This is a genomic window from Methanolobus profundi (assembly GCF_900114835.1).
Classification (GTDB): Archaea; Halobacteriota; Methanosarcinia; order Methanosarcinales; family Methanosarcinaceae; genus Methanolobus; species Methanolobus profundi.
Genome location: NZ_FOUJ01000008.1, coordinates 42,816 through 68,555, shown reverse-complemented (window position 1 = coordinate 68,555; position 25,740 = coordinate 42,816). Strand labels below are relative to the sequence as shown.

Annotated in this window: 27 protein-coding genes; 14 read left to right on the top strand and 13 right to left on the bottom strand. The window is 43.6% G+C overall.

Annotated features, from left to right (window positions below):
- The 6 genes from BM008_RS14245 to BM008_RS14220 all read left to right on the top strand — a co-directional run.
- A partial coding sequence (locus BM008_RS14245) for a PGF-pre-PGF domain-containing protein (RefSeq protein WP_143072370.1) occupies positions 1–1,552 on the top strand: 1,552 nt, incomplete at its 5' end.
- 128 nt (positions 1,553–1,680) lie between these two features.
- Complete coding sequence (locus BM008_RS15260; RefSeq protein ID WP_091938200.1) at positions 1,681–5,967, top strand: PGF-pre-PGF domain-containing protein; 4,287 nt, start codon at positions 1,681–1,683, stop codon at positions 5,965–5,967.
- Positions 5,968–6,005: 38 nt separating this feature from the next.
- A complete protein-coding gene (locus BM008_RS14235; protein WP_091938197.1) occupies positions 6,006–7,031 on the top strand; it encodes a bifunctional N(6)-L-threonylcarbamoyladenine synthase/serine/threonine protein kinase in 1,026 nt (341 codons plus the stop codon).
- Positions 7,022–7,594, top strand: coding sequence for a Kae1-associated kinase Bud32 (locus BM008_RS14230; RefSeq protein ID WP_091938195.1), 573 nt, complete (start codon positions 7,022–7,024; stop codon positions 7,592–7,594). The genes BM008_RS14235 and BM008_RS14230 overlap by 10 nt, the downstream gene beginning before the upstream one ends.
- A complete protein-coding gene (locus BM008_RS14225; protein WP_091938193.1) occupies positions 7,587–8,132 on the top strand; it encodes an XTP/dITP diphosphatase in 546 nt (181 codons plus the stop codon). The genes BM008_RS14230 and BM008_RS14225 overlap by 8 nt, the downstream gene beginning before the upstream one ends.
- 34 nt (positions 8,133–8,166) lie before the next feature.
- Entirely contained in the window at positions 8,167–8,760 is a 594-nt protein-coding gene (locus BM008_RS14220) for a hypothetical protein (RefSeq protein ID WP_245748067.1), read from the top strand.
- Between the two features lie 6 nt (positions 8,761–8,766).
- Here the strand turns inward: BM008_RS14220 and BM008_RS14215 are convergent, their stop codons facing one another.
- The 3 genes from BM008_RS14215 to BM008_RS14205 all read right to left on the bottom strand — a co-directional run bounded on the left by BM008_RS14215 (position 8,767) and on the right by BM008_RS14205 (position 11,168).
- The gene (locus BM008_RS14215) at positions 8,767–9,681 is read right to left on the bottom strand and encodes an archaellin/type IV pilin N-terminal domain-containing protein (RefSeq protein ID WP_245748066.1); all 915 of its coding nucleotides are present in this window, start codon (positions 9,679–9,681) and stop codon (positions 8,767–8,769) included.
- Between the two features lie 198 nt (positions 9,682–9,879).
- Positions 9,880–10,512 carry a cyclase family protein gene (locus BM008_RS14210; protein WP_091938187.1) on the bottom strand — a complete coding sequence of 211 codons (633 nt, stop codon included), beginning with the start codon at positions 10,510–10,512 and terminating at the stop codon, positions 9,880–9,882.
- A 17-nt stretch (positions 10,513–10,529) separates the two neighbouring features.
- Positions 10,530–11,168, bottom strand: a complete 639-nt coding sequence (locus BM008_RS14205) for a histidinol phosphate phosphatase domain-containing protein (RefSeq protein ID WP_091938185.1) — start codon at positions 11,166–11,168, stop codon at positions 10,530–10,532.
- Positions 11,169–11,321: 153 nt separating this feature from the next.
- Here BM008_RS14205 and BM008_RS14200 point away from each other — a divergent pair, with 153 nt between their 5' ends.
- A complete protein-coding gene (locus BM008_RS14200) occupies positions 11,322–11,612 on the top strand; it encodes a DUF211 domain-containing protein (RefSeq protein ID WP_091938183.1) in 291 nt (96 codons plus the stop codon).
- Between the two features lie 52 nt (positions 11,613–11,664).
- On the opposite strand, the gene BM008_RS14195 is transcribed toward BM008_RS14200, so the two are convergent.
- The 7 genes from BM008_RS14195 to BM008_RS14165 form a co-directional block, all read right to left on the bottom strand.
- Positions 11,665–12,672, bottom strand: coding sequence for a tetratricopeptide repeat protein (locus BM008_RS14195; RefSeq protein WP_091938181.1), 1,008 nt, complete (start codon positions 12,670–12,672; stop codon positions 11,665–11,667).
- Between the two features lie 166 nt (positions 12,673–12,838).
- Positions 12,839–13,612, bottom strand: coding sequence for a 23S rRNA (uridine(2552)-2'-O)-methyltransferase (locus BM008_RS14190; RefSeq protein WP_091938179.1), 774 nt, complete (start codon positions 13,610–13,612; stop codon positions 12,839–12,841).
- Between the two features lie 25 nt (positions 13,613–13,637).
- Positions 13,638–14,204, bottom strand: a complete 567-nt coding sequence (locus BM008_RS14185) for a DUF7109 family protein (RefSeq protein ID WP_091938177.1) — start codon at positions 14,202–14,204, stop codon at positions 13,638–13,640.
- 12 nt (positions 14,205–14,216) lie between these two features.
- Positions 14,217–15,242, bottom strand: coding sequence for a Vms1/Ankzf1 family peptidyl-tRNA hydrolase (locus BM008_RS14180; protein WP_091938175.1), 1,026 nt, complete (start codon positions 15,240–15,242; stop codon positions 14,217–14,219).
- Positions 15,243–15,338: 96 nt separating this feature from the next.
- A complete protein-coding gene (locus BM008_RS14175) occupies positions 15,339–16,172 on the bottom strand; it encodes a formylglycine-generating enzyme family protein (protein ID WP_091938173.1) in 834 nt (277 codons plus the stop codon).
- Between the two features lie 109 nt (positions 16,173–16,281).
- Complete coding sequence (locus BM008_RS14170) at positions 16,282–17,343, bottom strand: endo alpha-1,4 polygalactosaminidase (RefSeq protein ID WP_177188101.1); 1,062 nt, start codon at positions 17,341–17,343, stop codon at positions 16,282–16,284.
- Between the two features lie 70 nt (positions 17,344–17,413).
- On the bottom strand, positions 17,414–17,881 hold the full coding sequence (locus tag BM008_RS14165; RefSeq protein WP_091938171.1) for a DUF3592 domain-containing protein: 468 nt from the start codon (positions 17,879–17,881) through the stop codon (positions 17,414–17,416).
- Between the two features lie 449 nt (positions 17,882–18,330).
- Between BM008_RS14165 and BM008_RS14160 the strand changes: the two genes are divergently transcribed.
- Entirely contained in the window at positions 18,331–18,969 is a 639-nt protein-coding gene (locus BM008_RS14160) for a hypothetical protein (RefSeq protein WP_143072368.1), read from the top strand.
- A 99-nt stretch (positions 18,970–19,068) separates the two neighbouring features.
- Here the strand turns inward: BM008_RS14160 and BM008_RS14155 are convergent, their stop codons facing one another.
- The 3 genes from BM008_RS14155 to BM008_RS14145 are packed head-to-tail and all read right to left on the bottom strand — an operon-like array spanning position 19,069 to position 21,456.
- Positions 19,069–19,551, bottom strand: a complete 483-nt coding sequence (locus tag BM008_RS14155; protein WP_218146713.1) for a Fe-S-containing protein — start codon at positions 19,549–19,551, stop codon at positions 19,069–19,071.
- Between the two features lie 35 nt (positions 19,552–19,586).
- Positions 19,587–20,288: an ABC transporter ATP-binding protein gene (locus BM008_RS14150; RefSeq protein WP_245748065.1), complete on the bottom strand. Its 702-nt coding sequence runs from the start codon at positions 20,286–20,288 to the stop codon at positions 19,587–19,589.
- Positions 20,281–21,456, bottom strand: coding sequence for an ABC transporter permease (locus tag BM008_RS14145; protein WP_091938165.1), 1,176 nt, complete (start codon positions 21,454–21,456; stop codon positions 20,281–20,283). The genes BM008_RS14150 and BM008_RS14145 overlap by 8 nt, the downstream gene beginning before the upstream one ends.
- 193 nt (positions 21,457–21,649) lie before the next feature.
- Between BM008_RS14145 and BM008_RS14140 the strand changes: the two genes are divergently transcribed.
- The 6 genes from BM008_RS14140 to BM008_RS14115 all read left to right on the top strand — a co-directional run bounded on the left by BM008_RS14140 (position 21,650) and on the right by BM008_RS14115 (position 25,733).
- Positions 21,650–22,009 (top strand): BlaI/MecI/CopY family transcriptional regulator, encoded by a 360-nt coding sequence (locus BM008_RS14140; protein ID WP_091938163.1) that lies wholly within the window; start codon positions 21,650–21,652, stop codon positions 22,007–22,009.
- A 20-nt stretch (positions 22,010–22,029) separates the two neighbouring features.
- A complete protein-coding gene (locus BM008_RS14135) occupies positions 22,030–22,707 on the top strand; it encodes a M48 family metalloprotease (RefSeq protein WP_091938162.1) in 678 nt (225 codons plus the stop codon).
- A 166-nt stretch (positions 22,708–22,873) separates the two neighbouring features.
- Positions 22,874–23,203: a nucleotidyltransferase family protein gene (locus BM008_RS14130; protein WP_091938160.1), complete on the top strand. Its 330-nt coding sequence runs from the start codon at positions 22,874–22,876 to the stop codon at positions 23,201–23,203.
- On the top strand, positions 23,193–23,525 hold the full coding sequence (locus BM008_RS14125; protein WP_245748064.1) for a HepT-like ribonuclease domain-containing protein: 333 nt from the start codon (positions 23,193–23,195) through the stop codon (positions 23,523–23,525). The genes BM008_RS14130 and BM008_RS14125 overlap by 11 nt, the downstream gene beginning before the upstream one ends.
- A 69-nt stretch (positions 23,526–23,594) precedes the next feature.
- Positions 23,595–24,839 carry a bifunctional phosphopantothenoylcysteine decarboxylase/phosphopantothenate--cysteine ligase CoaBC gene (gene coaBC, locus BM008_RS14120; protein ID WP_091938155.1) on the top strand — a complete coding sequence of 415 codons (1,245 nt, stop codon included), beginning with the start codon at positions 23,595–23,597 and terminating at the stop codon, positions 24,837–24,839.
- On the top strand, positions 24,840–25,733 hold the full coding sequence (locus BM008_RS14115; protein WP_091938153.1) for a pantoate kinase: 894 nt from the start codon (positions 24,840–24,842) through the stop codon (positions 25,731–25,733). It begins immediately after the preceding gene.
- Positions 25,734–25,740: the final 7 nt, after the last annotated feature.

Here is a 25,740-nt window from a genome sequence, read left to right as displayed (position 1 = left end):
TACTGCAGAAGACGGATCAACAGAACAATATACAGTAACGGTAGATATCGAACCGAATACTGAAAAGGAAATAACAAGTTTCAAGTTCACAAGTCCTGCTGTAACGGGAACGATCGATCAGACAGCTAAGACCATTGAAATAACAGTACCATATGGAACAGATGTAACAACACTAACTCCAACGATCAGCCATACAGGGCAAACGATAGCACCATTGAGCGGAGCGGTGCAGGACTTCACAAACCCAGTGACATACACAGTTACTGCAGAAGACGGATCAACAGAACAATATACAGTAACGGTAGATATCGAACCAAATACTGAAAAGGAAATAACAAGTTTCAAGCTCACAAGTCCTGCTGTGACTGGACTGATAAACGAAACAGCAAAGACTATTGATCTAACCGCCCCATATGGAACAGATGAGACAGCATTAACCCCTACCATAATACACACTGGGAAAACGATAGTACCTGAGAATGGAACTACACAGGATTTCACAAACCCAGTGACATACACAGTCACTGCAGAAGATGGTACGACACAACCATACATAGTAACAGTTTACATTGCATCGAGCACCGCTAAGGAAATTACAAGTTTCAGGTTTGAAGAACCAGTGGCGGAAGGAATTATAAACGAAACAGAAAAGATAATCGATCTGACAGTGCCACATGAAACTAATGTTACAGCTTTAGTGCCAATAATTGGATTTACAGGACAGAAACTCTCCCCTGATACAGGAATCGCACAAAATTTCACAGAACCGGTTGTATATAATGTAACTGCAGGGGATGGAACAAGTAAAGAATACGTAGTGACAGTCAAAGTTGCTGAAGCTACCAGTACACCAGTCTCTTCATCATCCTCCGGCGGAGGCGGCGGTGGAGGAGGTGGTGGTGGAGGCACCTCAGGCGAAGAGTATGAGAACATTGCAGTCAAGGATGTCAGCTCTGTCTTCGTAGGGACAGGTAACGTCAAGTTCGATTTCTACAGAGATGGGAACGATATACAGTATATCACATATGAATCACTGAAGAACTCAGGAACTATCTCTGCGACCATCGAGGTGCTGAGAGACAAGTCGACATTTGTATATTCACTACCATCAGGCGAGGTCTACAAGAACATCAACATCTGGGTAGGTAAGGTCGGATATGCAACCGATGCCAACATAGCAGATCCAGTTGTCGGATTCAGGGTCTCAAGGAACTGGATAAAGGAGAACAATGTCGATGAAGACAGCATTGTGCTTAACAGGTATGAGAGTGGCTGGAGTAGGCTCACAACCACACAGACCGGTTCAGATGATGAGTACCTGTACTTTGAAGCCAGGACACCGGGATTCTCAACATTCGTTATCACTGGTGACGTCGACGAGAAACTCAGATCAGTATCCGATGACCAGAGTTCTGTTGCTGACCAGGTCGATGAAAGTATCAATGCTTCGACAGAAAGCGAGATACAGGAAGAAAGAACCACGAATGCACTTTCTGCACTTATAAGCGGATTGATAATATCTTTTGCCTGCTTCCTCATAAGGAAGCAGTAATTCTTTTTTTGTCTCAACTGGCATGAATCATATGCGATAGAGACATCCACATTTTTATGCCACAGAAGATATAAATATATTTGTGATAATATAGTGTCATTTATAATATAATCTGCGGATGACACTCCATGCGTACTAAAAACATACTCCCGATCTTGTTCATACTTATCATTGCGATCGCCACAGCCAGTGCAGGCACTGAAAATACTAATGATGACAGCCTGATCCTTCTAAAAACAGGATATATCGATACTGACAACACCGACATGACCATTCAGGATATTTCAACAATATCCACTGACACCACGGAAGGTTACTACATAGTACAGTTCACCGGTCCCGTGAAAGATATCTGGAAGCAGGAAATGGCATATGCAGGAGCTAGCATCCAGGGTTATGTTCCAAACAACGCATTCATATTCATGATGACTAATGAAGTCAAGGACCAGATAGGATCTTTTGAATTTGTCAAATGGGTCGGCGAATACAGACCATCATACAAATATGATCCACAATTAACACAAACCAACAGTATTCAGACATCAAGCACCGATGTTGATACTGAGAACATATATTTTGTATTACTTTTCTCATCAGATGACTACGAAAGTACAGCTAGTTCGATCGAACTACTTGGTGGAAACATCCTTTCAGGATCAGAGGACATACTGAAAGTGCAGGTCACCACAGACATAATACCAGAAATTGCAGCAATGACCAGTGTCAGCTGGATAGAGGAATACGTCCAGCCAACCATAAGCAATGATATCGCAGCAGACATTATTAATGCAACTACGACCCACGAGACCTATGGATTGAACGGAAGTGGACAGATAATAGCAGTTGCTGACTCCGGACTTGATACCGGTGTGAATGATAGTTCCATGCATGCAGACATCAGAGGAAGGATAGTAAGTATAATTCAAACATATGCTGATGGGAGTTCAGCTGATTACAACGGACATGGAACCCATGTAGCAGGTTCAGTTCTTGGAAATGGTTCACTTTCTGATGGACAATACAGTGGAATAGCACCAGAGGCCAGACTGGTATTCCAGGCACTTGGCGACAATGCTGGTAGTAGTCTTATATATGTTCCAAGTGACCTTAAGGATCTTTTTCAGGAAGCATACAATGAGGGAGCAAAGATCCATACCAATAGTTGGGGTGGTGCTTCTAATGGAGCATACACCACCTTATCATTACAAGTTGACCAGTTCGTATGGGAACATCCTGATATGCTGATACTTTTTGCAGCAGGTAATTCAGGAGTAGACCCAAATGAAGATGGGGTTATAGATGAATACTCAATAGATTATCCTGCAACTGCTAAGAACTGCCTTACTGTAGGTGCCTCAGAGAACGAAAGAGGAGACACTTTCTCAATTGGAACATATTCGACCTGGGGATTAAAATGGCCCGCATATTATCCGGCATCTCCAATATATGAGGACTACATGGCTGATGACAGTCAGGGAATTGCCGCCTTTAGTAGCCGTGGACCAACACAGGATGGAAGGATCAAACCAGATGTTGTTGCACCGGGCACATTTATCATTTCTACAAGATCAAGCCTTGGAAGTGCAACAGGATGGGGGATCGTTGATGATAATTACCTGTATATGGGTGGTACAAGTATGGCCACACCAATAACTGCAGGCTCTGCTGCCCTTATAAGACAATACTACACTGACGTAGAGAACCTTACAAGCCCAAGTGCTGCATTGTTGAAAGCAACGATAATAAATGGCGCAATGAATATCACACCTGGACAATACGGAACCGGAGCAACACAGGAAATAAATGGAATACCTGATAATTCGTCCGGATGGGGACGTGTTGATATTGAGAACTCCATATACCCACAATATCCTGATGTTATCGAATATTTTGACAACCCGCAACAATTGAACCTATCAGACTCATGGAATGTCAGCTACAATGTAACTGAAGGTTCAGATACCTTAAAGGCAACGCTTGTCTGGACAGACCACTATAATCTATCTGAATCTGCGGAAAAAGCACTAATTAACGATCTTGATCTCATAATAGTTGCACCGGATGACACATATTATGGAAATAACGGGCCTGACACAGTGAACAATGTCGAAGGTATCGAATTAGCAGATCCTACCCCAGGAACATACACTATCAAGGTCAACGGAACAGCAGTCCAGATAGGACCTCAGAACTTCTCGCTTGTCATCTATTCAACATTCGATATTAACGAATATCCATCGAATGGTAGCTATACTACCAACGGCTCTACTGCTGTTTCCCTCAACCTTAGCCATCCTTATGGCATCAACCAGAGCACGATCAATATGACCATCGATAGCTCTGAAGTGATCCACTCCCTTGAAAGTATAACAGGTGGATATAAGGTAGAGAATGTGACAGCACAGCCATATATTGAAGGATATCACAATGTATCTGTCACTGCACTGACGAACCAGAGTGAAGAGATATCCTATGACTGGCAGTTCTATGCCAGCGTTGAGGACAATATCATCACCATAGATGGACTGGCTGAGAATTCCGTGCTACAGGAAGAGACATTCGAGATCAACATCAGCAATAACAAATATTGTGATCTCTGGTACAATATTGACAATGGAAATAATTCATCTATCGAAACAGGATTCTCGTTCAACACCACCCTTAACCTGACAGAAGGACAGTACAACCTTACAGTCTTTGCTGAAGATATTACAGGATATGTCAACTCGACAACTGTGAACTTTACGGTGTTCACTACCCAGCCAACTATTGATTTACCTGATACCGGAACCATCTATTATCATCCAGACGACAATTTCTCACTGAATGGAACTGCAGGAATTGCAACTAACGTCTCGGTCTATATCAATGGCAATCTTACCAACGGATCATGGCCTGTTTCGAACGGTGTGTTCAATTTGACGAACATCCCGCTTTCAAACGGAACGAATACCGTCAACGTGACATCCATCTTCAATAATTCAGAGACCGATCATCTTAGTTCCAACACAACCATCTATCTAAGTCTTGGAGAAACATTCGATACTACAGGATACGATGAGGTCACTTTCAATTTACAGGGACTTGCAACAAATGTCAGCGATCCGGCCTTTAACTTCAACATTACAGGCACACCTTCCAATCCGGGAAACATCTCTGCTGCTGTTGTAAGAGGAAATGAGCCTGGTAATGGTTCGGTACTTACGGGAAGTGCAATCGACATCAGAGTGATAAATGAGTCTGACCCTGAATATTCATACCAGTTCGGCAGGAATGTATCCCTTACACTCGGTTATGACCATATCCTTGTGAACGATACCGACAAACTGGCTGTTGCATGGTATGACCCTGATGAAGGAATGTGGATACCATTCAGAAGCACGGTAAATATCACCGCACATACAGTTACCACAAATATCACTCACCTGAGCATCTATGCACCTGTCGAGGACAATACTGCACCGGTGATCAGCGATCTTGAAAATTCCAGAACATCATCATCCATAACACTCTCATGGAACGGGTCCGATGACACCGACCATGTGGAAGTCTGGAAGAACGGAGTATTCCTTAATAACGTATCCGACCAGCAGATATCAGACACAGGACTATCTGCCAGTACAAGTTACAGCTACGGACTCAGACCTATAGACTTCACAGGAAATATCGGAAACTGGACAAACACAACGGTAGCAACTACTGCAAGTACAACTACTTCATCATCCGGCGGAGGCGGCGGTGGTGGAGGCGGAGGCGGCTCTAGCGGTGAAGAGTATGAGAACATCGGGTTTAAGGATGTACTTACAGTTTATGCCGGCAAGGATGACATAGTGAACTTCGATTTCGATGATGAGAAGAACGATATCGATTATGTCCGCTATCTTTCCCTGAAGAACGCAGGAAAGATCAGCACAACCATAGAGATACTGAAGGACACATCAGCACTTGTTGATGATCCAGTTCCTGGAAAGGTTTACAGGAACCTGAACATATGGGTCGGCAAGACCGGTTATGCCATCGAAGCTAATATCCAGGATCCAATCATAGGTTTCAGGGTCAGTAAAGAATGGATACAGAACAACAATATCGATGTCGACACAATAGCCCTGAACAGGTACAGTGATGATACCTGGGGAAAGCTCAGCACCGAACAAAGTGGTTCTGATGATGAATATATCTACTTTGAAGCAAGCACGCCAGGGTTTTCTCCTTTCGCAATAACAGCAGATGAACCTGATGTCATTGAAGACGATGAAGCAGAGCAAGTAGCAGACATATCTGATGCATCCACAGAGACAGAAGATACGGATACAACTACTTCGGATGAGAGTGGAAAGCTCCCAGCTCTATCCGGCATTGTAACAATTGCCATACTTGCGGTCACTTGTGTACTCATCAGGAAACAGCAAAATTAATATTCAACTGCACCCCTTTTAGCGTCGGAGATATCAAGTTGAAAGGAACAGTGCTTGGCATTGAGGGAACCGCATGGAACCTCAGTGCTGCTATCGTTAATGAGAACGACGTTATTGCTGAGGTCTCTGATATGTACCGCCCTCCCACAGGCGGGATACACCCAAGGGAAGCAGCCCAGCATCATGCAAAATATGCATCCTATGTTGTAAGAGGAGTACTCGAAGAAGCAAAGAAGAACGGAGTGGATGCTTCACAGATAGATGCGATCTCATTCTCACAGGGACCAGGACTTGGAGCATGTCTGCGTACTGTGGCAACTGCGGCAAGGATGCTTGCCATAAGCCTTGATGTACCACTTGTGGGCGTGAACCACTGTCTTGCACATGTAGAGGTCGGACGCTGGAAGACACCTGCAACAGACCCTGTAACTCTTTACGTCAGCGGTGCCAACTCACAGGTACTGGCCTATCGTATGGGAAGATACAGAGTGTTCGGAGAAACACTGGATATCGGACTGGGAAATGCATTCGATAAGTTCGCAAGGAGTGCAGGTCTTGGACACCCCGGCGGACCACAGATAGAACAATTTGCCAGGAATGCAGCGAACTACATTCCTCTTCCTTATGTGGTCAAAGGAATGGATCTCTCATTTTCCGGATTATCTACAGCTGCCACCGAGGCTCTGAAAAAGCATTCTATGGAAGATGTCTGCTATTCTTTCCAGGAAACCGCCTTTGCAATGGTTGTTGAGGTCACAGAACGTGCCCTTGCCCACACAGGAAAGAACGAGGTTCTCCTTGCAGGCGGGGTCGGAGCGAATATGAGGCTCAGGGAAATGCTGGAAATAATGTGCACAGAACGTGGGGCTTCTTTCTATGTACCTGAGAAACGTTTCATGGGAGACAATGGTGCTATGATCGCATATCTCGGACTTCTCATGTATGATTCAGGCAATGTGATCGATGTAGAGAATTCACACGTCAACCCTAATTTCAGACCAGATGAGGTTGATGTCACATGGCTTTCTGAGGATCTTGAGGAAGGGAGGCAGAGATGTATCTGACAAGTGGTGCCGAAGCAACGGTAAAGTTAGAAGATGGCATCATCATCAAAGAAAGAGTACCTAAAAGCTACAGGGTAAGAGAACTCGATGAAAGGATACGCAAAGAAAGGACAAAAGCAGAGGCAAGATTGCTATCTGAGGCAAGAAGGGCAGGAGTTCCTACACCTGTCATCTATGACATAGAGAATTCCACCATCAAAATGCAGTACCTCGACGGAACTGCAATGAAATATGTTATCGATGAGAAGCTCAGTGAACAGATAGGGATACTTATAGCTGACCTGCATGGCGCAGGAATAGTTCACGGAGACCTTACAACATCAAATCTTATACTTTTCAATGATCGCGTATACATGATAGATTTCGGACTCTCATTCTTTGACAGCAGCACCGAAGCACGTGGTGTGGATGTACATGTCCTGTTCCAGACATTCGAGAGTACACACAAAGATCATGAGAAACTTATAGAAGCATTCTGCAGAGGCTACAGGCAGGACTTCGAACAGGCAGATGAAGTGCTCGAAAGAGTCAAAGATATAGAAAAACGAGGAAGATATGCGTAAAATAGTATTTGTAACAGGCAACAAGGGAAAGTTCAGAGAAGTGAAGGACATACTTGCAGACAGAGGATACGAGGTAATTCAGAATACCGATGGCTATCCGGAACTTCAGGAAGATGAACTTGAACCTATTGCTGCATACGGTGCAAAATTATCGGCTGAGAGACTTGGAATGCCTGTTATGGTGGATGATTCCGGACTCTTTATCGAAGTGCTCAATGGTTTTCCAGGACCTTACTCTGCCTTTGTTGAAAAGAACCTCGGAAATCAGAGGATACTCAAGATAATGGAAGATGAGACCGATAGAAAAGCGGTCTTCAGGTCGGTCATCGGATATTGTGAACCTGGAAGTGAACCCCTCACATTCACTGGAAATGTTGAAGGCAAGATCGCTTTTGAGGAACTGGGGACCGGCGGTTTCGGTTATGATCCGATATTCGATTACAACGGAAAGACATTCGGAGAACTTGGTGACGATTTCAAGAACACGGTCTCACACCGAAGAAGAGCACTTGATAAGTTCCTGGAATGGCTGGAATAGAACAATAATACAGTGAACAAGGGGTAGTAACGTGGTGGGGGTTAAAGGAACTTCTTTTATGGAGGATACACGTGGTGCTGATACAATACCCTTGAAAATGGTATTCTATCTTGTGATCACCGGAGCTGTCATCTTCCTAATGGCCTTTTCGTGGAACAGTCTTTCCCCGATATATTCAGGCACACAGGACAGTAAGCAGATAGATAGTGCCCGTGTCGAATTGATGGCGATACAGAACGGATATGCGAGGGACCTTTCAGACCAGAATGGCCCTGACGGATCGACATGTACTATAGAACTCTCGCTGCCGCATGTAAGCTATATTGCATTCGGTGTGGACCCTGATACTGATATGAATGGGAATCTCAGTGATACATACTGGGCCCTGGAAAATAATACGATCATCTGTCAATATGAGAATGGTGCCAGGGACAGATACCTTATTGAGAATGATAACACGATCCTATTCAGAAAAGGAACATTTGACAACACCACTGGTAAGTGGGTGCTCAACAATGATCCGGACCAGAATAGAAGTTCAGGAATAGTTCTTGAAGGACCAATAGAAGGTAACTTCGATCTGGAACTTGTTCTGGATGATAAAAAATATACTTTATCCCACTTTTAGTATCGTTCAATACCTGAGCAGGATGTACTTCTCATCGAAATAAGCACCAGGAGTTGTAAAGTCGAACACGACAAGAGCACCGGCTTCCGGCCTTACCTGGAAGGAAACTTCAGTTCTTGGTGAAAGGCCTTCGTATTCCTCATCGTCTGCCTGGAATACGCGTCTTATATCCACCACCACTTCCATGATATCACCTGTTCGAAGCACAGGTTGTGTGGCTTTGAAGACGGTCTGGTCACGGGTCCTTATAGGGCTTACAGAGAAATATTCATCAGTAGGCAAATGGATCTCATCATCTGTATCTCCAGTATCATATCTCACATTAGCAACGTGTGAACCATCTGAAAGATAGATGATAAGCTGTGAAAGATCAACATCCTCACTACCAGGACCAAGTGATACGGAGATATGTAATTTTGTGATCTCACCATAGTCAACTGCATTGCTTGTAGTGATAGAACCAGTAGTACTACCTGCAGTACCTGTCACAGTAAAGTTATGAGAACCAGCTGTTGAAAAACGATGTTCATAATAAGAATACTCATCTACTTCAACCTCATCTTCTCCATCTACGGATATATTGAAGGCTCCTGAATCAGAGATCCATTCTATCATTCCACCTTTCGAAGAAGTTAGATTAGTTGCAGAAGGAGTACCATCCGTTACCGTTACCGTAGTATACGTAGCACGGGCACCTTCTACACGATCGATACGCATATTGGAAGCTACTTCACGTGTCGTTTCCTGGCCTGTCTGTGACGCTTTTTGCTGTAGCACACCTGATGTCTTGATCAAAAGAGCTGAGGCTACTGCTGCCACAAGTACCATGGATATGAATATGATAAGGGTACCTATACCTACCTGTGCACGGTCATCCCTGTGCATTGAGTGCTTCTGATTTGCTTTCGTGCGATCCCTCATGAAACGTTTTAGCAATCGTGTAACAGTATTATATTGCTGGTTATACTATATTAATCCTGTTATTTAATATTTTTGAATCGTTAGTATTACCATTATAATATCTATAACGAATTATACATCGGAATATAACATACTTGGTATTTAAATTAACCTATGCAACAGCATAGCTGAACATGCCGATAACTAGCCAAAATCAGGCTATTTGATCAAAATTACACGAGCAGGAGCACCATCACACCCGATAACCTTTAGCGGAAGGCATATGAAATAGTACAACCCTTCAATTACTTCGGACAAGTGCAAATACTCAACAATATGAATCTCATTCTTTAAAAAAAGTGAATGATTGGGCAGAGAAGGTTCAGAATCAACGCTAAGAGTATCAACTCCTACTACCGAAAATCCATGATCCATTATCCATTTACCTGCGCTTGACGTAAGAAATCTTTCCTGGTCCGTCATAATATGTGAAGATGAAACTCGTTTGGTACGTATCAAAAGGACAGGAATATCATCTCCGCATGCAAAGGACAGGTAATTAGTTTCAAGTTCTTCTGATGTTATGGGACCTTCACCTGAAGACAGGTCAAGCATGATAGCTTCACCCATAAGCGAACTGGGTTCGATCTTATCGACAGAGGGACCATCCTTTAGAATATGAGAAGGAGCATCCACATGTGTCCCTGTATGAGTACCAATACTGATCAGTGATACCGCAAAACCATCTTCCTCAATTGAGGACACCTTCTCGACCACAGGGACCGGATCACCATCATAGACTGGCGTATCAACAGAGATCCCAGTGGTGATGTCTATTATCTTCCCTTTCATTTCAAAACAAAAATGATTCACTCAATGAATTTGAGTGAATTGTTCAGGACAGCTTCTGCCTGCTTTTCTGTAAGACCCGCACCCATAGCCACTTTTAGTGCAAAGTCCCGTGTGATAAGGTTGCCCGGACTGTGAGTATCAGTATCAACAACTAGTGTTGCACCGGCTTCCATACCTATCTTTGCAACATGTCCATTGGTCCTGTTGTGCCCATTCCTTGCAGTGATCTCAAGGCAAACATCATTCTCCTTTGCGATCTCGGCTTCCTCGAGGGTGATAAAACCAGGATGTGCAAGAATATCAACATCTGCAAGTTCAACTGATGCAGCGTTAGTACCTGGCATGACAGGCTCATTTATGGTCTCACCATGGACCACAACGATCTCTGCACCCAGGTCCTTTGCCATCTTTGCAAGGGGAGCGATCTTTCGTGGCGGAACATGGGTGATCTCCACACCTACCTTTACCTGGATATCGAGCTCATCCTCAAGGTACTTTGCCTTGCTTACGTTTTTAAGAATATGTTCCACGTTTGAGAAATCAGCATGGTCGGTGATACCTATTGCCCTGTATCCGTGGACAACTGCCCTTCTGACCAGCTCACTGGGGATAAGTTCACCATCACTGAAAATAGTATGAGTATGCATATCGATCATAAGAATACCTCATGGATATTGAGAATGACTCCTTTTATGTTCTGAAATTAGATAAAACCATTCCATAGGAAAACAAAAATAATATAATGTTCTATATGCAATGTTCATGTACTTATAATAGAATACGGCTTTCTAATAAGGAAGGATGAAAAATTGACAGGAATTAGAAGATTGGTTCTGGATGTGCTTAAACCCCATCATCCATCAATTGTTGAATTGTCTAAGACCCTTAGTATACTCCCAGGAGTACACGGAGTTAATCTCAGTCTCTATGAGGTCGATCAGCAGACAGAAACGGTGAAGATAACTGTTGAAGGCGAGGAACTGGATTACGAAGAGATAAAACTGGCCATTGAGAATCTTGGAGCTGTAGTGCACAGCATAGATGAGATCGCAGCCGGAAAACGTCTGGTTGAAGAGGTCCAGACACTCCAGGAAAGATAAGGTCCGATCATCCTTATCAAATACTTCTTTTTTAATTTACATAACCTTTTGATCACAGACTTCTGTAAGCCTTTGCAATATTATAGATGACACCATCATGTGCATCAGGGAACAGACTGATGGTGAAGACTTTCAATGCCTCATTGTATGCGTTCACAGCCAGTTCCACATTGCTTTCCTTGTTCTCGATCTCTGAAAGTGCGAAATAGGCATTTCCAAGATTGTTCTGGACAGTTGCATACTCCACCGGACGGGTCTCGAGAGTATACACCTCCAGTGCATTATTAAAAGAAACTATAGCATTGTTGATATTGTTCTTTTGATCACTGTATGCAGACAGCTCGATATACAGGTTACCAAGGTTGTTCTGGACACCTGCATACTCAAGAGGATATATATCTGCCCTGAATACCCTCAAAGCCTCTGTGTATTCATCAAGTGAATTTCCAAGGGCACTTGCATCCCCTTCAAAATTGCCTTTCTTACGCCAGGCGTTTCCCAGCTTGTTATGGATAGAAGCAAAATATACAGGATCAACAGCTATGGAATAATGGTCAAGTGCAATATTATAATATTCGATCGAGGCACTTAGTGTCCCTTCATCACCATTGAAAGCATATAATTTCAGGTATGAGTCACCCATACTATACTGTACCCTGGCATATTCTGCAGGGTACTCATCTTCGGTAATGAACTTCAGAGAAGAATCATAAGCGTATATGCTGCTCTGCAGATAGCTGGAACCATTCGTAGTGTCCACTGAAGAGATCTCCTCATATGCCCTCCCTCTGTAGTAATGATTCATGCCATATTCAAGAGGATACTCATTGGAAGAGATAAGACCAAAGACAGAATTGTATAACTGTAATGCCTCCTCATAGCTGCCAGCTTCCCGAAGGTCTGATGCATCATCCCATATGGAATTGACCTCATATAATGTCCGCTGCTCTTCTATATAACCACCAAGAAGCCCATAGACCCCTACAAGAACCACTATTACGGCAATGATCAAACGCATTTGCCGGGAGTTTTTATCTGGAGCAGGGACTTCATCATTCATAGGAGCATATTCCTGGATCGTTACATACACGTTACAAAAAGAACGAATATCTTATTCAGAAAGTACCAAAGGTACAACTGCAGATCATATATAAAAAATATATTACTTAAATATATAAGTATATATTAGTAGTAATCCTGGCAGATCATAGACCCAGATCAAATGATCATTTTAGCTCACTTATGACTTCCGCAAAAGCAAAATTGGGTTTAACATCCTGTATCTTTATCCTTACATGGTCCCCAAGTTCAACTCCTTTTACAAAGACCACGAAATCATCTATAAGCACAGCACCGTCACCACTTGAACCAAGTTTCTCTATTGTAACATCGAACTCATCATTACGCCTGAGAGGTGCTGTCAGGAACTTCTTACCAACAACATAGATCTCAGCACTCTGGGACCTTGATGCTTTTGGGGAATAGGAACGTACGAATGTGAAATTATCCCTTACCTCATCGAGGAAAGAATTGAACATATCACCCTGGAATACCTTGACAACAAAATGACCACTTGGTTTCAGGATCTTCTTTGCACAGCTCAGAGCTGAACGTGTAAGATCGATCGACCTTGCATGATCGTAACTCCAATTACCACTAAGGTTTGGTGCAGCATCACATATTACAACATCTGCCCCACCTGCACCCACAAGTTCGAATATCTTCTTGATGGTCCTGTCGGAAGTTATGTCACCAACGATCGTCTCGACGCCTTCTATTGGAGATATCTTTCTCAGGTCAACACCTACAACACGCCCGCCGGATATCTCCTTTGCAACCTCCAGCCAGCCACCGGGAGCAGCACCAAGGTCCACCACAGTGTCACCTTCATTGATAATATGGTGCTTACTATTGATCTGGAAAAGCTTGTATGATGCACGTGAACGATAACCTTCGTCCTTGGCTTTCCAGTAATACTTGTCTCGTCTATCTCTTGCCATATTGATTCCTGATACTACCTAAAGGTCAAATACCTTGTGCCGACCTGAGAGCCTCGATCCGGTTGCTGAGCTCACCAATTTCACCCTCAAGCTCCGACATATCTTCAGAAAGCCAGAAGTTATAATCATAATACTGATTTAAGATATCACTATACCTATGCTCAAGATTCTCCAGGTCGTGAGGATGGACCTTACCTTTGCAGACTGAGTCGATCTTGTTCTCAAGGTTGTTTATCCTTTTGTGGAGATTCCTGTTAAGACGTAATGCCACTTTACTGAGATCGACCCCCCTCTTTGAGAGTACCAGAATGTCAATGACCTCGCTCAGTTCAAAAGGCACTTCAGGAAATGCATTAGGACCGGATATGTAGTAGAGGTCCTCGGTTTCCTTCACCCCTTCCACCTCTTCCCAGGAAACAGAAACTATAAGGTGCTCTTTCTCAGCCTCTTCACAGATACTTTTTACCTCAGGAATGCTCAAAGGAGTATCACCCCTCAGCAAGGACAGCTCTTTGATGACCGAACTTATCTCGTCCTGTGTCAGAGCACCAATGGCATCGATGACACCGCATATCTCTTCTTTGCTCACCATACAACCACCTTTTTACAACCTGTACCTGCGACATGCCAATAACTGTTTGAGAATATCAGAGATATTATGTTTCTCTATACGAACATCGGTTGATGAGAATATCTGATCGATGTCCAGAGGAACATCAGTTGTGATCTCTCTTGCCAGCTGCGGATCGCCTGCTATGATAAGATGATCGATGCTACCTGCGAACTCCTGCAGCATGTCCTTAAGAGCTAATTTTACCTTGTCTATATGATGAGCGATATCCTCATCTCTCAGGCGTTCGAACCTTCTCTGGCTGAAACCACCCTTTGCATGCTTGGCCTTTACACTACTTCTTATCACCTGGAATGAATCGAATTCTTCCGGACCAAGGGAATATCCTACAAAGGATTCACCGGCATGTGCCACAAGTACACATAGACCAAGTTCTTTTTCCAGCAGGGAAATAAGAGGGACGGTATCAAATGTTTCACCTGTACTCCAGCCGGATATCGTCACCGGCAAAGGAGGAACTATCATCTCATTCACAATATGATCTGGAGAGTAGAACAATACGTAGCCTGTTGCTGAGACAACTTTATCGATGAGTGCAATTGTCCCCACATCTATCTGCTCTTTAAGAGACTCGCTGTCCTTTATACCGTCAAGTGATTCACCCGCAGCAACATGGACTGTTATCAATGGACCGGACGACTGTTTGAAAGATGACAGAGCATGCAGGAACTCTATTGTCCTTTGCCTGCTGAAATGATCAACGCGGTTGAATGACAGTTCTCCCGGAGCATCCTCCCTTTGCTTCTCAAGTTCATGCTCAAGGGTCAGGAGCCTGACCTCTGCAGCCTTCAGAGACTCTTCTGCTTCCTGTTTGGCTGCAACTGCCTTCTTTTCAGACTCTGTGCTCTTCTCATACCTTATATTGGCAGTCCGAACATCAAGCTCAAGCTCAACTATATGTGAACGTAACTTATTGATCTCGTGTTCCATCTCCTCTTTACCTGAGTACCTGTTGAAAATGGAACTTATATTATCAACGATCTTTTCCTTCTCTATCATTTTATAACAGAAATAGAAACTTACTGAATATATAACCTGTCTATTCATTTCCACATAAAGTGGGACTTTATGAAAAAAGAAAAGAAAAAAAGAATATCAGGCATCCATCACAAGACGGAAGCCGATCGCAGAGTCACCATCGCGTGGGTCCTGCTTTCTTCTGTATGCAGTGTAGAGTGCATTTTCTTTACTTGAGTAACTGCCACCTCTGGCAACTCTCAGGGAACCTTCTCCTTTGTCCATTGCACTGCCATCCTCACTTGCACTGCCGTAGTTATCTACCCAGCTGTCCTGTACAAGTTCTGCCACATTACCGTGCACATCATAGAGTCCCCACTGGTTTGGAAGTTTCTCGCCTACACTGTGGGTTCTCTCATATGAGTTCTCCTGATACCATGCATAGTCCTTAAGGAACGGGCCTTCATCCTCATCTATTTCGCCAAATGAGTAGAGTGTGTTTGTTCCGGCTGCTGCAGCATATTCCCACTCAGCCTCGGTTGGAAGTCTGTATTTTGTAGTTTCTTCAATCTCATTGAGCTTGTCTATGAATTCCTGAATATCATCCCATGAGACACTTTCCACAGGATAATCATCGCCCTGGAACTCAGATGGATCACTGCCCATTACCTCTTCCCACTGTGCCTGTGTTACCTCATATGTACCGATGTAGAATGCATCAGAGATCCTTACCTCATGTACAGGCTGGGAGTAAGCATACTTTGATGTACCCATGTCGAAACTGCCAGCTTCGATACGCTGGAACTCAATACCTATTGAGTTGGTATACTCATCCCCAAGGTCACCACCACTTACGGCAGAACTGCTGCCTTCATTATCATTACCACCATCTTCTGAGGTACATCCTGTCACTGATATAGCGAGCAAGAGCACTGCCAGAATTACTACTGCTTTTTTTATACCGATCCGCATAAAAAGTCCTCTCTGTGAGATTCCTCGGGTATTATGATATTAATAGGTATCTATTTGTGACCATATGCACATGACAGCATAACCTTGAAGCAATGACCATCCTGACAGATCACTGATCATCTTCAAAATACTCGAAAGCATCTATAATATCAAGATACACACCATCAAATCCTGCATCCATTATCATATCCAGGTATGCATCCTCATTTCCATAGATGAGAGACTGCCACTCCTCATCCCAATAGCGTACCTTGTAGTTCCCTTCCCAGTCAGGATTCTCAGCATCAAGCCACTCAGGTGACCCTATACGCCATGAATCATCCCAGTAGTAGCGATAGCTTTCACTTTCACCGATGCTCATGTAAGCGATCACCAACCGTGAACCACCATTGGATCTGACTTTCAAAGAGGAAATATCATCAGAAGTAAGAGGAAGATCATAATAGAAGAGATCGACAAGGATCACATCGTAATCAGTTTCCTGAAGGCTTTCCAGAAACTCTGCCTTACTGTCAAATACCTCAGGGTTGATGATATACAGGAAATTACTCGCATCATCGAGAGCATAGATGTCATCATCGTTGACATTGAATGGCTCTGCCGGATAGTCAGGAATAGTGTCAAGGTCCCTGCTGTCAGCAGCAAAGGAAATGTAACCTCGGTCTGTATTCTTTTGATAGGAAGCATCTACGTAAGATCGGGTCCAGCAGTAATCAGTTACCATCACTACTACACCGTTGTCCTTTGCTATATCCAGCAATGAGGTCATATATTCTGTATCTTCTTCATCTGTAGCCACATTGTCATCATCATAACCAAAGAACAGGTCTTCCCTGCCGACCCCGTCTATGGCTTCAATGTAATCCTGTGCTATCAGGTCATCCGGCTCTCCACCGGATGTCAATAGTTCCTGACCGTTCTGAGGGATGATTATGAAGTCAGGGTCTTTTTGTTTTGAGTAGGTGCTGATGTCAATGACAAAATCACGCATTTGCTGGCGGTAGTCTGTTTCTGAAACAGATTTATCATTATTATCAGGGACATCGGAATCAGTGATTTTGGAAACATTATCGTTTTCAATATTATAAGGAGTATCTGCTTCGTTTTCCAGACAGCCGGATGTCAGGAGGAGTGTTATGAGGAGTGTGCAGAGCAGGAAACGAGAGGTCATAGTTGCCAGTTATATATGGAATGTGATAAATCTTCTTTTGTATCACAGAGTACGATACCTACAAAAAATCCTACTGATTTATTCTCACGTCGAGCAGAAAATATATATCCCTTATAACAGCCCTTCTAGGATTTTTCGGATCAATCCGAAGCACAACTTCATCTCCTTCACTAAAGCCATATTTACGAAAGGAAGAGGCTGTTAATGTATTCCCTCTCCAGTACTTTTCACCTTGATATTCATATTTGTATTCCACCCTTGATCCACCTCTTTTGAATGCCTGAGCAGAATCAATACGGCCTGTAACATCAACACCCTTCACGTACAATTCATGGAAGAAATGTCTCCTCCAAGCCAGAAAAAGTATTCCTGCCAAACTTGAAAAAACTGCTATTTTAATCCAAGATAGAAACTGTGTTTCAAAACCAATAAAATAAAAGAAAGCACAGGATACCAAAGGTACTATCGTTGCACCGGATGCAAAATCAGAAGTATAATCTATTGATCGAATCCTGTAATAATCAAACTCTTTTGCCATGGCACTCAGTTTTTTAAATTATTAAGGATACTACTGAAAAGAATAGAATAAATATTTTTGGATTTTTGATACAAATATCCAGTAGCCATTAGAAGAGTAATGAAGGAACGTGCCGCCTGCGGCGGATGGTCGTGCGTTCTTTGTTTGTCAATAATTTTTGCAGAACTATCAGAAACGCAAGGTTGTGATGGACAATAAGTTTGACTAACTGGAAGTTATGAATAACTTAGGTCATCCCGAAGGGTCCGGCGAAGCCGGCACAATCCTAAAAGCCGAATAATATATATTCCACAACTCTTTTGCTTCATACGACATTTAAAAAGTCTATGTTCCCATGAAATTGATAGTCTGTAACCATGACAGATAATTCTGGATCGTATGAGCCATTCAAACAGGATTTCTACAGAGTCAAAAACTAAAATATAATGAAAGTCCTCATACTAATCCAGATGGATTGGAAAAGGGCACTACTGATATTCCTTGGCATCATTCTGACAATACACGGACTAAATGAACCAATGAACCTGATATTTCCAATGTGGATATTCACATATCTGTTCAAAGAGAGACTAAGTGCTCTTCTCGAAAAATATCCATTGAGGACATCCTTTATTGGAGCGGGAGTGCTGTTTGGGCTTTTGACCGAAGTATTTGCAATTATAGATAACCTTCCAAAACCTGCTGAGCAGAGGATCCTTCTAAGCCCGGATCCAGTAAATGATATTATATTTGGTTTTGCGTACTATCTTTTTGTGATCTCTGCATGGTACCTGGTCCTGAGGAGATTTAAATACACAGGCAGGGATGTTTTTCTGATAACAGGAATTTACGGCATATTCGCAGAAGAAACTGGGCAGGTATTCCTGAGGATATTCACTGAGACCGTGTTTGGATTACTGTATGCGATCATTGTCATGTTCGTTTATGGCATCTTCCCCATGCTGGCACATATGCTCAATGAGAAGAGATTCTCAGGTGTGAGCACGAGCATAATTAGACGATACTCACTTGCCTTTGCAGCATTGTTTATCCAGTATGTAGCCTATGGACTGTTCATGCTTCCCATCCTGAGGTCGATATTCAGGTAAGTGACAACTCTTCAGAGTGGTATTCAGAAAAGTGTCCGTAAAAAATAGAGAATAAGGCAACGAAGCCTTATTCCTTCGAAAGTAAGATCAAAGAGATGTTCAGTTCACTTTTACTGTATCCCTGTGAGCTGTCACAACATCATCCAGCTTCATGACGATATTTCCGTCCGATATCGTGTATGGGATATTCTCCTTTGGATAGGCCACACAGCCTCCCATTATCCCGTCGCCTGTAGCTGCATCAAATACCGTGGCACATGCATCACATATCAAAACCTCATCCTTAAGTGTGAATCCTATAGAACCACATGGAGGACATACATTGGACCTGACGACCACCTCATCATCCAGCATGTAGGCCATAATAGCAACCTCACCAATTTCCGTGTTCACTTTTGAATGGACATTAGTGTATAGCTCCACCGAGCTGACCGGTATGGACACCGTATCCCCGCTCACCTTAGATTCGATCCATGTTCCTTTCACTGGTTCAGACGAACCTGCGGATGCAGGATCGTTGGAACCTATACATCCCAGAGCTGAAAGGGAAACTAGAATTGCCAACAAAGACACAAATACCATTTTTCGATTCATATTATTGCTCCCTATATTCTTTTTTAAATTGATATCTTTACGTAGCCGTCCTGTAATTCAATAATTCTATCAGAATGATCTGCAAGTTCCCTGTTATGCGTCACCATGATCACCGTCATCTCACCGGCCAGCGACTTGAGCAGGGACATGATCTTAGCACCAGTAACCGCATCCAGAGCACCTGTAGGTTCATCAGCAAGCAGTATCTGTGGCTGCATGACAACAGCTCTTGCAATAGCCACACGCTGCTGTTCTCCTCCACTCATTTCTGATGGTCTGTGATGCATCCTGTGATGAAGACCTACTTTCTCCATTGCCTTTGCCACAGCACCTTCATCTTTCTCACCGGCAAATACCAGTGGCAGAGCAACGTTCTCGTAAGCGGTCAGTGAAGGGATGAGGTGGAACTGCTGGAAAATAAAGCCTGCAGTCTTTCGCCTCATCTGAACAAGCTCTTTCTGAGAACGACCTGTGATCTCAGTGCCATTTATACTGATACTTCCGTCTGTAGGACTGTCCAGCATTCCGATAAGATTCATCAAAGTGGTCTTCCCTGAACCGGATTGACCCATAATGGAAACGAACTCGCCTTTTTTGACGGACATGTTGATACCGTGCAAGACCTCTACTTCACCGGAGCCGAGACTATAGTTCTTTGTCACATCCGTGACCCGGATCATATCCTGCTCATGAACCTGACCAATAACATTATTCTCATCAGACACTTCTCAACACCTCTGCTGGATCGATACCCAGAGCCCTTTTTGCGGGAACAAGGGAGGCAAGCATTCCTGTGAATATACAGACACCTACAACAGGTAGCAGTATATTCCACATTGGATCAGGAGTTTCCGAGACCAGCATAGGGGCTGCAATGAACGATGCCAGTGTACCGACAAAGAAACCAATGAAACCTCCAACAGCTCCGATAAGTGCACCTTCAAAGAAGAGCATGGAAACTATCTGAATATCACTGGCGCCGATGGCACGCATGATACCTATCTCTTTCATTTTCTCATTGATGGAAGCAAGCATTGTGGAAGCGACTGTCAGGGTGCTTACAAGCAGGGTGATAATAGAAACTGCCATGGCTGAGGATCTTGTGTGATCTACTATCGCCATCTCGTTCTGGACTATCTGGCTCATGGCCCTTGCCTCTATACCCGGAAGAACGCCTTCTATCTGCTGGCTCATCTCTTCCACAGGACAGGCGTTACATAATGCCCTCACTTCCAGACTGCTGACCTTTCCTTCCTGTGAGAGCAGGTACTGGGAGGTGGCAAGCGGAAGTATCACGTATCCGTCCTCGTTATCACCTGTGCTTTCTATCACACCTGCAACCCGAACATCGATCGAGATATTTTCCCTGGAAAGTGAGATCATTGAACCTTCCGTCAGACCCAGAGGTACAGCAATATCCGAACCCAGCAATGCCTCTGGTACTTCAGTATCCTCGTCTGTGAGCCAGTGTCCCCTGACCATCCACCATGGTTTGAGGTTTCTTTCCTGCTCCGGATCAATACCCATAACAACAACAGAAGAACCTTCGAGTTCTGCAATGCCGTACAGCCGTGGTGCTACAACTGAAAGACTGGCATTGTCCCTGATCGTGTAGATCTTCTGAATATCGGATTCATCTATGTAATTGTTCCCGGCATAGAGTGAGCCCATGGTTGAATATCCATCAACGAGTGGAATTGACTCGATGGCAGGTCTGACCACTACATTGGCACCAAACTTGTTGGTTGCCTCGTGGAAACTTTCCTCTGCCACTGAGAATGTGGTAATGACAGCGACAATTGCAGCCGCAGCAACTACAACACCCAACACCGCCACCATCAGTTTTGTTTTTCTTCTGAAAAGGTCCTTCAATACAAAAGAGTGTAAATGCATCCTTTTTCCCCTGTCCTTGTCCTCTGTTTCTTCTTCTAATAACTTATCATACCACTATACAGTAAGTGTAAAGTGACTACTTTACAACAAGTGTAAAAGCAGATTAACTTTACGGCTGATGTAAAGTATACGAAGAACAAAGATCCCAGAAAAACCGACAAGATATATATGGTTTTACAACAGTTGTAAAGTCATGGTGAAACTGGACAGAATAAACCTCTCAAATGAAGGATTGACAAAGTTCTTCAGTCCCATTGAATCACAGATAATGCAGGTCCTATGGGAGAACGAAGAGCTGACAACTTCCATGATCACAGAAAAGACGGACATCCCATTATCCAGCGTTGCCGGTACCCTTGACAGACTTGTAAAAGCAGGTTATGCGAACCGGGAACTTGACAAGAGCGGAAACAAGGTCAGATATATCTATTCTGCATCTGATTCTATGGATAACACGGCAAACCATATCACGCAAAAGGTGCTGGACAGTCTTGTGGACACCTTTGGTAAAGTGGCGATCGAGAATTTTCACACATACAATAAAAAGAAGTGAACTTTTCCGGCGGGTATAACATGTTCAACATCAGGGACGAGTTGCAATGTTATGTTACATGCATCAGCGATTCAGGCCTTCTGCCATTGATAGGAGTTGTGCTTCTGGCAGCCACACTGATGTTTGGCCTGTACCTGAAAAGCACAGATACCAAAAACAGACTTATCTCACTTGTTCTGGGACAACTGTCCATTCTCGCTGCCATAGCACTGATCATCCATGCCATGAATTGCAGTCAGATGCTAAGCCTTGAGATATATATGGCCTATGTGATACTATCGACCTCAATTATCCTTCTCCTCCCGAGAGTCTATTATAAGGTACTTATCAAAAGATACAAAGCCAGACCAATAACAGAGATAATGGACTGGCCACAGGAATTTGTTGATGAGCTTGACATAAAGGCAACAGTGTATTACTATGATTCTGCAGTACCCGGAGCTTTTGCTTCGGGAAAAGCTATTTTCCTGTCCATCGGAATGCTGGAACTTACAGATACACCGGAACTAAAAGCTATCCTTGCACATGAGGTATGGCATCTTCGCCACAATAACAAAACCCCGATACTAAGACAACTGGCCCTCATGAGCTTTACAGGGAACCATTCCCAGGATGAACTGGAGATACTTGCAGACAGGTTTGCAGAAAAGACTGTTGGAAAAGCTGCTCTGGAATCTGCAAGAGCAAAGTTGGTTTAGGTGAAGGGATCATCCTGCCTGAATTTGCTGAAAATTGAATGAAGTATCCTGCAAGAAATTTAATAAGAATGATAGCTAATAATAATGCGAAATAAGATGTAACCACAGTTCTTAAGCAGGAAATGAAGATAAAAAAGATAATACTCCACCTAAAAGAGAAGAACACATGGAAATCAACGACATATTCGATCTTGTAAAATCCCTTGGCCTTGACAGGAGCGTAGGGGAAGATGTAATGGAACTTTGCAGGAAGAATGACATAGTTTCCCTTGGGCTTTTTGGTTCTTTTTCAAGAGGAGAACAAACCGGGAACAGTGACATTGATCTTCTGGTAACATTCTCTAAAGGCAAGAGTCTTATCGATCACATTAAGATCGAGAACGAGTTTGAAGAACTGCTGGGAACAAAAATAGACATGGTAACTGAAAAAGCATTGAGCCCACACATTTCGCCCATGGTAAAAAATGAACTGAGGAGCATCTATTGTGAAGGATGATTCTGTTTTTCTTAATCACATCCTGGATGCAACTGAGCAAATAGAAGAATATACTTCTGAAATGAGCTTTGAGGATTTTATTGAAAAAAGACTTGTACAGGATGCTGTTATCAGGCAACTGGAAATAATTGGTGAAGCCACAAAGAATCTATCATCCAATACGACAGATAAATATCCCCTGATCCCCTGGAAAGAGATAGCAGGAATGAGAGATAAACTGATACATGTCTATTTTGGTGTTGATCTTGAAGAAGTCTGGAACACTGCCAAGAAAGATATTCCTGAATTGAATAGAGTAGTAAACGTAATCCTCTCAGAGTAATAGATCCCACCTCCGCATATAAATACCAAAGATCCACTAATCCACTTATTCATCAAATAAGGACAGAATATGCCTCAAATCCCAAATGAACACCCGACACTCTGGATCAGATCCACAAGATCAGATTCATTGAAAGGAAAGACCATCGTGCTTGCGGTCACAGGCAGCATCGCTGCTGTAAGGACAGTGGAACTTGCCCGTGAATTTATCCGCAGAGGAGCTGACGTACATGCAGTGATGAGCGAGGCTGCCGGATGGATAATCACCCCGATGGCCCTGCAATATGCAACAGGAAATGAGGTTATCACTGCAATTACAGGGAAAGTAGAGCATGTGGAGTTCTTTGGCAATCTTGGCAGGGCTGACCTTTTACTTATAGCACCTGCAACCGCCAATACACTCGGGAAGATCGCAGCAGGCATAGACGACACACCTGTGACAACCTTTGCGACAACGGCCATCGGTGCAGGCAAACCTGTAATGATAGTACCTGCGATGCATGAGGACATGTATGATCATCCGGCTGTCGGAGAGAATATAGAGAAGATGAAGAGTTGGGGAATTAACTTTGTCGGGCCCAAGGTCGAGGAAGGAATAGCCAAGATAGCCGGTAATGATGAGATCGTGCTTGAGGTTGAGCGGACAGTTGGTCAGGATAGCCTCAGAGGTAAGAAGATACTCATTACAAGCGGTTCCACTGCAGAACCCATCGACCCAATACGTATCCTTACAAACAGGGCATCCGGAAAGACCGGAAATGAACTGGCCCTTGAAGCATATCGCAGGGGTGCTGATGTGACCATTGTCCATAGGAACAAATTAGGAGTTACAGGCATTAACGAGATACATGCCGAAACAGCAGCACAGATGACAGATGCAGTTCTTGGTGAACTGGCAAAAGGATACGACATGCTGATAAGTGCTGCTGCTATTGCTGATTATACACTGGATGCCAGTGAGCAGAAGATAAGTTCCGGCAAGGGTCTTGAACTCTCTTTCAGGACCACACGCAAGCTTATAAAAGAAGCAAAAGAAGCATATCCACAAACAAAGATAGTCGGCTTCAAGGCGGAGGCCGGAGTTGACAGTGGTGAACTGCTAAAAAGAGCCAGGCATACCCTGAAAGATTCCCGGCTTGATATGATAGTTGCCAACGAGGTCAGCAAGGGTGGCATTGGAACTGACAACAACAATGTTACTATATTATACTCCGATGAAAAAGAGGATCTGAACATTGAAGGTCCCAAAAGTCTTATTGCAAATGTCCTAATGGATGAAATAACATTACTGCTTGAAGCACAGGACGAAGAATAGATGCAATGCGGATCGTGCAAAGATAAATTTACAGCCAGGGCTTTTGCACCTGCTCATATTACAGGTTTTTTTCAGATACATGACCATAAGGAGCCAATGAAAAAAGGTTCTACCGGATGTGGAGTAGTACTTGACAGAGGAGTTCATACCACCGTGACAATAGGCGATGATATCGAGAGCACCGACATATATCTCAACGGAGAGAAGGTTGCCGGAGATACCAGCAGGGCAGTTGTAAGTTCCATGACAGAGATTCCGGTCACGGTAGAGAGCACATCAGAGATACCGATCGGATGCGGATTTGGAGCTTCAGGAGCAGGAGCACTCGGGACTGCATACGCACTTGACCATGCACTTTCACTTGGACATACTGCAAGCCAGCTAAATGATATTGCACATGTGGCAGAGGTCAGCAATGGAAGCGGACTTGGTGATGTTACAGGACAGGCTCACGGAGGCATTCTCATCAGAAAAACACCGGGCGCACCATCCGTAGCTTCTGTGGATCAGATCCCATCGAAGGAAAATGATGTCTACTGCGTGGTCCTGGGTGAGCTGTCCACAAGTTCAGTATTAAGCGATCAAGAAATGGTAAATGACATCAATAATGCCGGAAAAGAAGCTATGAAGAAGCTAATGCAAAAGCCTTCGGTAGAGAACTTCATGCATTGTTCCAGAGATTTCACAATACAGAGTATGCTGGCCAGTGAAAAGGTCATGGATGCCATTGAAGCTGCTGATACTATTGGAGTTACGGCATCACAGGCAATGCTTGGTAATGCGGTGTTCTCTATGCCTTCCCAGAAAGATAGTAATGAACTTGAGAACATATTCTCCGAATTCGGAACGGTGCTCAGGTTCAAAGTAAGGACAGGAACTATCCGCATCAACTGAGTGAAAA

Excerpts from the sequence above, each read along its gene's own strand:
- BM008_RS15260 (WP_091938200.1), top strand. The coding sequence starts at position 1,681 with ATGCGTACTAAAAACATACTCCCGATCTTGTTCATACTTATCATTGCG.
- BM008_RS14230 (WP_091938195.1), top strand. The coding sequence starts at position 7,022 with ATGTATCTGACAAGTGGTGCCGAAGCAACGGTAAAGTTAGAAGATGGC.
- BM008_RS14225 (WP_091938193.1), top strand. The coding sequence starts at position 7,587 with ATGCGTAAAATAGTATTTGTAACAGGCAACAAGGGAAAGTTCAGAGAA.
- BM008_RS14215 (WP_245748066.1), bottom strand. The coding sequence starts at position 9,681 with ATGAGGGATCGCACGAAAGCAAATCAGAAGCACTCAATGCACAGGGAT.
- BM008_RS14210 (WP_091938187.1), bottom strand. The coding sequence starts at position 10,512 with ATGAAAGGGAAGATAATAGACATCACCACTGGGATCTCTGTTGATACG.
- BM008_RS14205 (WP_091938185.1), bottom strand. The coding sequence starts at position 11,168 with ATGATCGATATGCATACTCATACTATTTTCAGTGATGGTGAACTTATC.
- BM008_RS14195 (WP_091938181.1), bottom strand. The coding sequence starts at position 12,672 with ATGAATGATGAAGTCCCTGCTCCAGATAAAAACTCCCGGCAAATGCGT.
- BM008_RS14190 (WP_091938179.1), bottom strand. The coding sequence starts at position 13,612 with ATGGCAAGAGATAGACGAGACAAGTATTACTGGAAAGCCAAGGACGAA.
- BM008_RS14185 (WP_091938177.1), bottom strand. The coding sequence starts at position 14,204 with ATGGTGAGCAAAGAAGAGATATGCGGTGTCATCGATGCCATTGGTGCT.
- BM008_RS14180 (WP_091938175.1), bottom strand. The coding sequence starts at position 15,242 with ATGATAGAGAAGGAAAAGATCGTTGATAATATAAGTTCCATTTTCAAC.
- BM008_RS14175 (WP_091938173.1), bottom strand. The coding sequence starts at position 16,172 with ATGCGGATCGGTATAAAAAAAGCAGTAGTAATTCTGGCAGTGCTCTTG.
- BM008_RS14170 (WP_177188101.1), bottom strand. The coding sequence starts at position 17,343 with ATGACCTCTCGTTTCCTGCTCTGCACACTCCTCATAACACTCCTCCTG.
- BM008_RS14165 (WP_091938171.1), bottom strand. The coding sequence starts at position 17,881 with ATGGCAAAAGAGTTTGATTATTACAGGATTCGATCAATAGATTATACT.
- BM008_RS14160 (WP_143072368.1), top strand. The coding sequence starts at position 18,331 with ATGGATTGGAAAAGGGCACTACTGATATTCCTTGGCATCATTCTGACA.
- BM008_RS14155 (WP_218146713.1), bottom strand. The coding sequence starts at position 19,551 with ATGGTATTTGTGTCTTTGTTGGCAATTCTAGTTTCCCTTTCAGCTCTG.
- BM008_RS14145 (WP_091938165.1), bottom strand. The coding sequence starts at position 21,456 with ATGCATTTACACTCTTTTGTATTGAAGGACCTTTTCAGAAGAAAAACA.
- BM008_RS14140 (WP_091938163.1), top strand. The coding sequence starts at position 21,650 with ATGGTGAAACTGGACAGAATAAACCTCTCAAATGAAGGATTGACAAAG.
- BM008_RS14135 (WP_091938162.1), top strand. The coding sequence starts at position 22,030 with ATGTTCAACATCAGGGACGAGTTGCAATGTTATGTTACATGCATCAGC.
- BM008_RS14130 (WP_091938160.1), top strand. The coding sequence starts at position 22,874 with ATGGAAATCAACGACATATTCGATCTTGTAAAATCCCTTGGCCTTGAC.
- coaBC (WP_091938155.1), top strand. The coding sequence starts at position 23,595 with ATGCCTCAAATCCCAAATGAACACCCGACACTCTGGATCAGATCCACA.
- BM008_RS14115 (WP_091938153.1), top strand. The coding sequence starts at position 24,840 with ATGCAATGCGGATCGTGCAAAGATAAATTTACAGCCAGGGCTTTTGCA.